9 protein-coding genes are annotated in these 8457 nt (G+C 46.2%); all 9 read left to right on the forward strand.

Annotation, left to right across the window (positions count from 1 at the left end):
• Window positions 1–300 precede the first annotated feature (300 nt).
• The 9 genes from rsxA to JC606_RS22300 all read left to right on the forward strand — a co-directional run bounded on the left by rsxA (window position 301) and on the right by JC606_RS22300 (window position 8336).
• Window positions 301–879 (forward strand): electron transport complex subunit RsxA, encoded by a 579-nt coding sequence (rsxA, locus tag JC606_RS22260; RefSeq protein ID WP_004737335.1) that lies wholly within the window; start codon window positions 301–303, stop codon window positions 877–879.
• 2 nt (window positions 880–881) lie between these two features.
• Window positions 882–1481 carry an electron transport complex subunit RsxB gene (rsxB, locus tag JC606_RS22265; RefSeq protein ID WP_198779465.1) on the forward strand — a complete coding sequence of 200 codons (600 nt, stop codon included), beginning with the start codon at window positions 882–884 and terminating at the stop codon, window positions 1479–1481.
• A 1-nt stretch (window position 1482) separates the two neighbouring features.
• The gene (rsxC, locus tag JC606_RS22270) at window positions 1483–3993 is read left to right on the forward strand and encodes an electron transport complex subunit RsxC (protein WP_198779466.1); all 2511 of its coding nucleotides are present in this window, start codon (window positions 1483–1485) and stop codon (window positions 3991–3993) included.
• Window positions 3993–5039: an electron transport complex subunit RsxD gene (gene rsxD, locus JC606_RS22275; protein ID WP_198779467.1), complete on the forward strand. Its 1047-nt coding sequence runs from the start codon at window positions 3993–3995 to the stop codon at window positions 5037–5039. The genes rsxC and rsxD overlap by 1 nt, the downstream gene beginning before the upstream one ends.
• A 13-nt stretch (window positions 5040–5052) precedes the next feature.
• The gene (gene rsxG, locus JC606_RS22280) at window positions 5053–5682 is read left to right on the forward strand and encodes an electron transport complex subunit RsxG (RefSeq protein WP_137408071.1); all 630 of its coding nucleotides are present in this window, start codon (window positions 5053–5055) and stop codon (window positions 5680–5682) included.
• Window positions 5682–6374, forward strand: coding sequence for an electron transport complex subunit E (locus tag JC606_RS22285; RefSeq protein WP_004741694.1), 693 nt, complete (start codon window positions 5682–5684; stop codon window positions 6372–6374). Before rsxG ends, JC606_RS22285 begins: the two co-directional genes overlap by 1 nt.
• 166 nt (window positions 6375–6540) lie before the next feature.
• Window positions 6541–7176: an endonuclease III gene (gene nth / locus JC606_RS22290; RefSeq protein WP_061033814.1), complete on the forward strand. Its 636-nt coding sequence runs from the start codon at window positions 6541–6543 to the stop codon at window positions 7174–7176.
• A 107-nt stretch (window positions 7177–7283) separates the two neighbouring features.
• Window positions 7284–7700: a lactoylglutathione lyase gene (gene gloA, locus JC606_RS22295; protein ID WP_008220190.1), complete on the forward strand. Its 417-nt coding sequence runs from the start codon at window positions 7284–7286 to the stop codon at window positions 7698–7700.
• Window positions 7701–7901: 201 nt separating this feature from the next.
• Entirely contained in the window at window positions 7902–8336 is a 435-nt protein-coding gene (locus tag JC606_RS22300; protein WP_102426587.1) for a DUF2753 domain-containing protein, read from the forward strand.
• The last annotated feature ends 121 nt before the right edge of the window (window positions 8337–8457 follow it).

The following is an 8457-nucleotide window of genomic DNA, read 5'->3' on the forward strand; positions in this document are numbered from 1 at the left end:
CGGTGAGTCACATATGGTGTCGTTGACCTTCAAGCTGATTTGATCAACAACGCCCACTAACCCCGTTAAAATTGTCAATTTCCTTGCTCACCAAAATGACATACAGAACCCCAACCCCATCCTTGGCATGCGTGTCATTTTTACGCTTCAGAACAACTAATTTGTTGTGATGAGATCTGCTATCCTCCTATTGAGCGTATAAATTTCCATCAGACATACAAAACCACACCGTTCACTGGTTGTTATTAGGTGAGCAAAACAGGATAATATCGGGATCGGAATCTCAAGAATTAATCCATTATGACCGAATACCTTTTGTTGTTGGTTGGCACTGTGCTGGTCAATAACTTTGTGCTAGTGAAGTTTTTAGGGCTATGTCCATTTATGGGAGTCTCCAAGAAACTGGAGACTGCAATTGGTATGGGCCTCGCGACGACTTTCGTTCTTACGTTAGCGTCGGTATCTGCATACCTAGTAGAAACCTACATCCTTACCCCTCTGGGTATTGAATACCTGCGTACCATGAGCTTCATCTTGGTTATCGCAGTCGTGGTTCAATTTACGGAAATGGTCGTTCACAAAACCAGCCCCACTCTTTATCGCCTATTGGGGATTTTCCTGCCCCTTATCACCACCAACTGTGCGGTATTGGGCGTGGCACTCTTGAACATCAATGAAAACCACAACTTCATCCAGTCTATCGTTTATGGTTTCGGCGCGGCGGTAGGTTTCTCTCTTGTTCTGATCCTATTTGCTGCAATGCGTGAACGTATTGCGGTTGCAGATGTTCCAATGCCATTTAAAGGTGCGTCGATAGCGATGATCACAGCAGGCCTAATGTCTCTGGCATTCATGGGCTTTACTGGGTTGGTGAAATAAGCATGAGTACTATTTTAATTGCGATCATTGCGTTAGCTGTTTTAGCCGCTGTTTTTGGCGCTATTTTGGGCTTCGCCTCTATTCGCTTCAAAGTAGAAGCCGATCCTATCGTCGATCAAATCGACACAATTTTACCGCAAACTCAATGTGGTCAGTGTGGCTACCCAGGTTGTCGCCCATACGCAGAAGCGATTGCTAACGGAGACAAAATCAATAAATGTCCACCAGGCGGCCAAGCAACCATTGAGAAACTAGCAGACTTAATGGGCGTAGAAGTTGAAGACTCAGCTCACGACTTAGATAACAAAGTAAAAACTGTTGCCTTCATTCATGAAGATATGTGTATCGGCTGTACTAAATGTATTCAAGCCTGCCCTGTCGACGCCATAGTTGGTGGTACTAAGGCACTACACACAGTAATTAAAGACGAATGTACTGGTTGTGATCTTTGTGTCGCGCCGTGCCCTACTGACTGTATTGAAATGATTCCAGTGGCAACAACGACTGAAAATTGGAAATGGCAGATGAACATCATTCCTGTTACGGATATCACTAACCAAGCAACTGATGCGACCGCGTCAGAGCCTAAGGCACAGGGTTAGTATGATTTCTTTAATTGAACAAATTCGCACGGGCTCTATTTGGACCTTCCCAGGCGGCGTGCACCCTGCTGAAAACAAGAAACAGTCCAATACCACTGATATCGTTCATGCAAGGCTTCCAGAAGAAATCGTCCTTCCGGTCAAACAGCACATCGGTAAGCCTGGTAACTTACTGGTTGCCGCCGGTGACACTGTACTGAAAGGCCAACAACTAACGGCTCTAGATACTGGTTTTACATTGCCGGTACATGCACCTACATCAGGTGTGATTACTGCTATCGAACCAAGAACTACCGCTCACCCTTCAGGCTTGAGCGAACTCAGTGTGGTCATTAAACCTGATGGCTTAGACGCTTGGATTGAAAGAAATCCCGTTGAAGACTTTTCAACGAAAACCTCAGATGAGCTGCTTGATGTGATTCGCCAAGCCGGTATTTCAGGTATGGGTGGCGCAGGCTTTCCTACTGCGAAAAAGCTCCAGTCAGGCCTAGGTCGTACTGATATTCTGATCGTCAACGCAGCTGAGTGTGAACCTTACATCACATCAGATGACAAGTTGCTTCAAGAGCATGCCGAAGAAGTGTTAAAAGGCATTGAGATAGTTGAACACATACTTCAGCCCAAACTGACCGTGATTGGTATCGAAGACAACAAGCCAGCGGCAATTAAAGCACTTGAGGTTGCCGCGAAAGACAAAGACATCGTCATTCGCGTGATCCCAACTAAATACCCTTCAGGTGGTGAGAAACAGCTAATTAAGATCCTCACCAATAAAGAGGTTCCTGCTGGCGGCATCCCGGCTGACATTGGTGTATTAGTTCAGAACGTTGGCTCTCTCTACTCTATTAAAAGAGCAGTAATCGACGGTGAACCCGTAGTTAACCGCGTCGTGACTTTAACCGGTAAGACTTTTAAGCAACCTCGTAACGTTTGGGCACTATTAGGTACACCTGTACACGAGTTGCTCGAAGAGTTTGGCTATAAAGCCGATAAAAAGCTACCGCGTTTGATTCTGGGTGGCCCGATGATGGGCTTTACCTTGCCACATGCCAATGTGCCGATCACTAAAACATCGAACTGTATTTTAGCGCCAACACGTCGTGAGATTGCACCAAGCACTTACGAGATGGAGTGTATTCGATGCAGTGCATGTGCCGAAGCTTGTCCAGCCTCTCTACTGCCTCAGCAGCTGCAATGGCACGCGAAAGCCAATGAGCTGGACAAGTGTGAAGAGCTAAATATTAAAGACTGTATTGAATGCGGTGCTTGTGCATTTGTTTGCCCAAGCGAAATCCCTCTTGTTCAGTACTATCGCCAAGCAAAAGCTGAAATCAAAACTCGAAAAGATGAAGCCGCTGCTGCAGAGCGCGCCAAGATTCGCTTTGAAGAGAAGAACGCTCGTATGGAGCGTGATAAAGCAGAGCGTGAAAACCGCTTTAAGAAAGCTGCAGATAACCGCCGTAAAGATATGAAAACATCTGGCGGTGATGATGCTATTGCTGCTGCTATTGCTCGTGTTAAAACGCAAAAAGCTGCTGCGGAGCAGGCTCCGAATGAAGAGCCAGCTGTAAAACCTGCGGTTGCTGCCGCTATTGCAAAGGCAAAAGCGAAACAAGCTGCAGCTCTGAAGGAAAACGGCGCTGAACCTGACAACTCTGAAATGTCTAAACTGCGTGAAGAGCGTAAACGACAAGCTAGAGAGCGTAAGGCTCAACAAGTTTCTGCAGAAACTCAAGCCGACAACTCTGGTGAGGGCAAGAAAGACGCTGTTGCAGCTGCAATTGCTCGCGCCAAAGCGAAGAAAGCACAACAAGCTGAATCAGCTTCTGACGCTCCGGCTGTAAGCTCTGGTGACGCTAAGAAAGATGCTGTTGCTGCAGCAATTGCACGTGCTAAAGCGAAGAAAGCTCAACAAGCTGAATCTGCTTCTGAAGTTCCTGCTGAAAGCTCTGGTGACGCTAAGAAAGATGCTGTTGCTGCCGCTATCGCTCGTGCTAAAGCGAAGAAAGCACAGCAAGCACAGTCAACTTCTGAAGCCCCTACTGAAAGCTCTGGTGACGCTAAGAAAGACGCCGTTGCTGCCGCTATCGCTCGCGCTAAAGCGAAGAAAGCACTGCAAGCGGAATCTGCTTCGGATGCTCCTGTTGAAAGCTCTGGCGATGCTAAGAAAGATGCTGTCGCTGCGGCCATTGCTCGTGCTAAAGCCAAGAAAGCTCAACAAGCGGAATCTGCTGCTAAAGCTCCTGCTGAAAAATCCGGCGATGCCAAGAAAGATGCTGTTGCTGCCGCTATTGCACGCGCTAAGGCGAAAAAAGCTCAGCAAGCTAAACAGGTTGAAGCACAAGAAATCGCTCCTGAGCCTTTAACCGAAAAAGAGACTGAAGTGGTAGCTGAGACTCAATCACAGCCAGTCGATCCTAAAAAAGCAGCCGTTGCTGCCGCTATTGCTCGTGCTAAAGCAAGAAAAGCACAGCAAGAGCTAGATAAAAAGAACAATGAGGAGAAAGAGTAGTGGCCTTCTTTATCGCCAGCTCACCGCACGCACACAGTCGTAGAAGCACCCCAGATCTAATGAAATGGGTAGCTATTTGTGCATTGCCAGGTCTACTAGCTCAAACCTACTTCTTTGGATGGGGCACCCTCATCCAGTTAGTATTTGCTATTGCAATTGCTGTTATCTTTGAAGCAGCCGTAATGCTGTTAAGAAAACGTCCGCCAGTGATGGCGCTGCGTGATTACAGTGCTGTTGTAACCGCTTGGCTACTGAGCGTCGCCATTCCTCCACACTCTCCGTGGTGGATCCTCGTCATTGGTATGTTCTTCGCTATTATTATCGCGAAACACTTGTACGGCGGCCTAGGACAGAACCCATTTAACCCTGCGATGGTTGCTTACGTTGTTTTGCTGATTTCATTCCCAGTTCAAATGACGAGTTGGAATGCACCCGCGAGCCTGACAGCAGAAGCAACAAGCTTTATTGACTCATTCTTGATGATATTCACAGGCTTCAATAACGAAGGTTTGTCTCTGCAACAAGCACGCCTTGGTATTGATGGCACCACAATGGCGACGCCACTTGACGCATTCAAAACGGCATTAACGGCTGGCAACACCGCATCTGAAGCCTTGTCTCAACCGCAATTCAGCTGGTTAGCTGGCGTAGGCTGGGAGTGGGTGAACCTTGCTTACCTAATCGGCGGTTTAGTGCTGATTAAGCAACGTGTTATTCAATGGTATATCCCTGTGGCTTTCATCGGCAGTCTTACTCTGTTTAGTTTAGTGTTCTTAGTGCTCACTCCTGGTGAAACCGCTTCTCCAACCATTCACCTTCTGTCTGGCGCGACTATGCTTGGTGCATTCTTTATTGCAACCGACCCAGTTTCGGCTTCAACGACAGTTAAAGGTCGTTTGGTGTTTGGTGCCCTAATTGGTGCGTTAGTGTTTATTATCCGCAGTTGGGGTGGCTTCCCTGATGGCGTTGCGTTTGCTGTATTGTTAGCCAATATGTGCGTTCCACTGATTGACTACTACACCAAGCCTCGTACATACGGCCACTAAAGGAGCGGACATCATGCTAAATGCTATTAAGAAAAACGGCCTTGTGCTCGCGATTTTTGCCTGTGCATCGACAGGTTTAGTGGCCGTAACCCACTACCTAACAAAAGATCAGATCAAACAGCAAGAACAGGCTCAGTTGCTATCTGTACTTAACCAGGTGATCCCACACGATCTTCACGACAACGAACTGTTTTCGTCTTGTACTTTGGTTCAAGCAGAAGAGCTTGGTACAGAGAAAGCGATGCCCGCTTACATCGCCAAAATCAATGGTGAGCCAAGCGCGATTGCGATCGAGGCAATTGCACCAGACGGTTATAACGGTGCGATTAAGGTGATCGTCGGTATGAAAATCGACGGTACTATTTTAGGCACTCGTGTACTTTCCCACCAAGAAACTCCAGGATTAGGTGATAAGATTGATCTACGTGTGAGTGATTGGATTCTTTCGTTTGCTGGTAAACAAGTAACAGACTCTAATCTTGACCGTTGGAAGGTTCGTAAAGACGGTGGTGACTTCGACCAATTTACTGGCGCGACCATTACCCCTAGAGCGGTAGTGAAATCTGTCAAACAAGCGGTTCAGTACGTTAACCAAAACAACCAAGCATTTCTTGCTCAACCTCTAAATTGCGGTGGTGAATAATGAGTGATCATAAAACACTAATCAAAAATGGCATGTGGGCCAATAACCCTGCCCTAGTACAGCTACTTGGCTTGTGTCCGCTATTGGCTGTCTCTTCAACGGTGACCAACGCACTTGGGCTCGGTATTGCCACGCTACTTGTATTAGTCGGTTCGAACGTTGCCGTTTCTCTGGTTCGTAACCACGTGCCAAAAGAAGTGCGTATTCCAGTATTCGTGATGATCATTGCATCACTGGTAACGTGTGTTCAGCTGCTGATGAATGCTTACGCTTATGGCCTGTACCTATCTCTCGGTATCTTCATCCCACTGATCGTAACCAACTGTATCATCATTGGTCGAGCAGAAGCCTTCGCTTCAAAAAATGAAGTATTACCTGCCGCTCAAGATGGCTTCTGGATGGGTCTTGGTATGACATCAGTATTGGTGGTACTGGGCGCAATGCGTGAAATCATTGGTAATGGCACCCTATTTGATGGCGCAGATCTGCTGCTTGGTGATTGGGCATCAGCCTTAAGAATCGAAATTTTCCAATTTGATAACAGCTTCTTGCTGGCTCTACTTCCACCGGGTGCATTTATTGGTGTTGGTTTCTTGATAGCGTTGAAAAACATCATCGATCATCAAGCGAAATCGAAACAACCAAAGCCAGAAAAACCTGTTATTGAGCGTGCCCGCGTGACTAATGCTTAACAACAAAAATCTGCTGAGCTGCTCAACCGCTCAGCAGAAATAGATATAACCAATACACATAACAATGACGCTCATAAGAGCGCGTAACCGATGATACTGCCTGAGTTTCGAGTTTATTGAATACCACTCCAGAGCTCTACCCTAACTATTTGAAAGTAATGTCGCTATGAACAATGTAAAACGAGTACAAATACTTGAGCGTTTGAGGGAAAACAACCCAAAGCCAGAGACTGAGCTAAATTGGAGTAGCCCTTTCGAACTCCTAATTGCGGTGCTCTTGTCTGCACAGGCAACTGACGTCAGCGTGAACAAAGCCACAGATAAGCTTTATCCTGTTGCTAATACCCCACAAGCGATTTTTGACCTAGGTGTCGATGGCCTGAAAGAGTACATCAAGACTATCGGTCTATTTAATTCGAAAGCAGAAAACACCATTAAGACATGTCGTATGCTGCTTGATCTTCATAATGGTGAAGTGCCAGAAGATCGCGCCGCACTGGAAGCCCTGCCTGGTGTTGGCCGTAAAACTGCGAACGTAGTTTTGAATACCGCTTTCGGCTGGCCAACTATTGCCGTTGATACTCACATTTATCGCGTATCGAACCGAACTAAACTCGCGATGGGTAAGACAGTCGATGATGTCGAAGCCAAGCTACTTAAAGTAGTGCCAAAAGAGTTCAAACTGGATGTCCACCACTGGCTCATTCTTCATGGACGTTACACCTGTGTCGCGCGTAAGCCTCGCTGTGGCAGCTGTATTATTGAAGACCTGTGTGAGTTCAAAGAAAAAACCGACGTCTAAGTTCATAAGCAAGAACCACAAGCCAGTAGGCTAAGTAGTGTCGCAATGTCTGGCGGCAGAAAACAAAATTACAAAAACGTAAACATAGTTAAAGCTAGGAGCAAATCATGTCAAACGGTCGTATTTTACACACCATGCTACGCGTGGGTGATCTAGATAAGTCTATCGAGTTCTACACAAACGTAATGGGCATGCAGCTATTACGTAAGAACGAAAACAAAGAGTACGAATACACGCTAGCTTTCGTTGGCTTTGGTGACGAGTCGCAAGGTGCAGTGATTGAGCTGACATACAACTGGGGTACGACTGAATACGACCTTGGTTCTGCTTTCGGCCACGTAGCTATCGGTGTTGATGATATCTACACAACGTGTGACGCGATTAAAGCAGCAGGCGGTAACGTGACTCGTGAACCAGGCCCAGTAAAAGGCGGTTCTACACACATCGCATTCGTTAAAGATCCTGACGGCTACATGATCGAACTGATTCAAAACAAACAAGCAAGCGCAGGTCTAGAAGGTTAATTCTGAAATACCTTTGCGAGATACGGCTAGAACGCCTGATAAGATGAACAAAGAAGCGAGCACACTGCTCGCTTCTTTTTTATCACTCTCCCCACAACCGATATTCTTTACCAATTATTCTTAACAATCTCACTGATGAAACTTTACTTGATAATGATTATCATTTAAATTATCACCCCTATTGATTAGTGAGGTAATACAATGATTAGCGAATGGGAAAAACACACGTTACTCGCCGATACGGCATTGCAGCTCGACGATCCTATACGAAGTATTCTTCATTATCAGCAGGCACTGAACCTAAGTGAGGAGATTACTGAGCGTACAGATATAGAGGCCGATGAGCGGTTACTGATCTCGGTGATATCTTGTCATAACCTTGCGCAATTCTGGCGCTGGGCGGGTGATACCGAGTATGAACTTAAATACCTTCAACTAGCTTCAGAGAAAGTACTGACTCTGATCCCCCAGTGTCCCAATACACAATGTGCTAGCTTTATTGATTCTATTGGCTGTTGTAAAAAAGCACTTATCGATTTCATGAAACGCCATCCAAACCCTAAAATTGCCTCTATGGTGGAAAAGATCGATACCGCGACCAACTGCGAGATGATTGCTCGTTTCCGCCTGAACTAAGCAAGTTTCTTTCGCAGACGCAACGTATAGTTTGTTGATTCAGATATAAAAAGCCCGTCATGACGACGCAATGTAGATCAGATAAGGATCGGTTGACCGATCCTTCTTCTGAGAGATAATC

This window comes from Vibrio sp. IB15 (genome assembly GCF_016406055.1).
In the GTDB taxonomy this organism is placed as follows: Bacteria; Pseudomonadota; Gammaproteobacteria; order Enterobacterales; family Vibrionaceae; genus Vibrio; species Vibrio chagasii.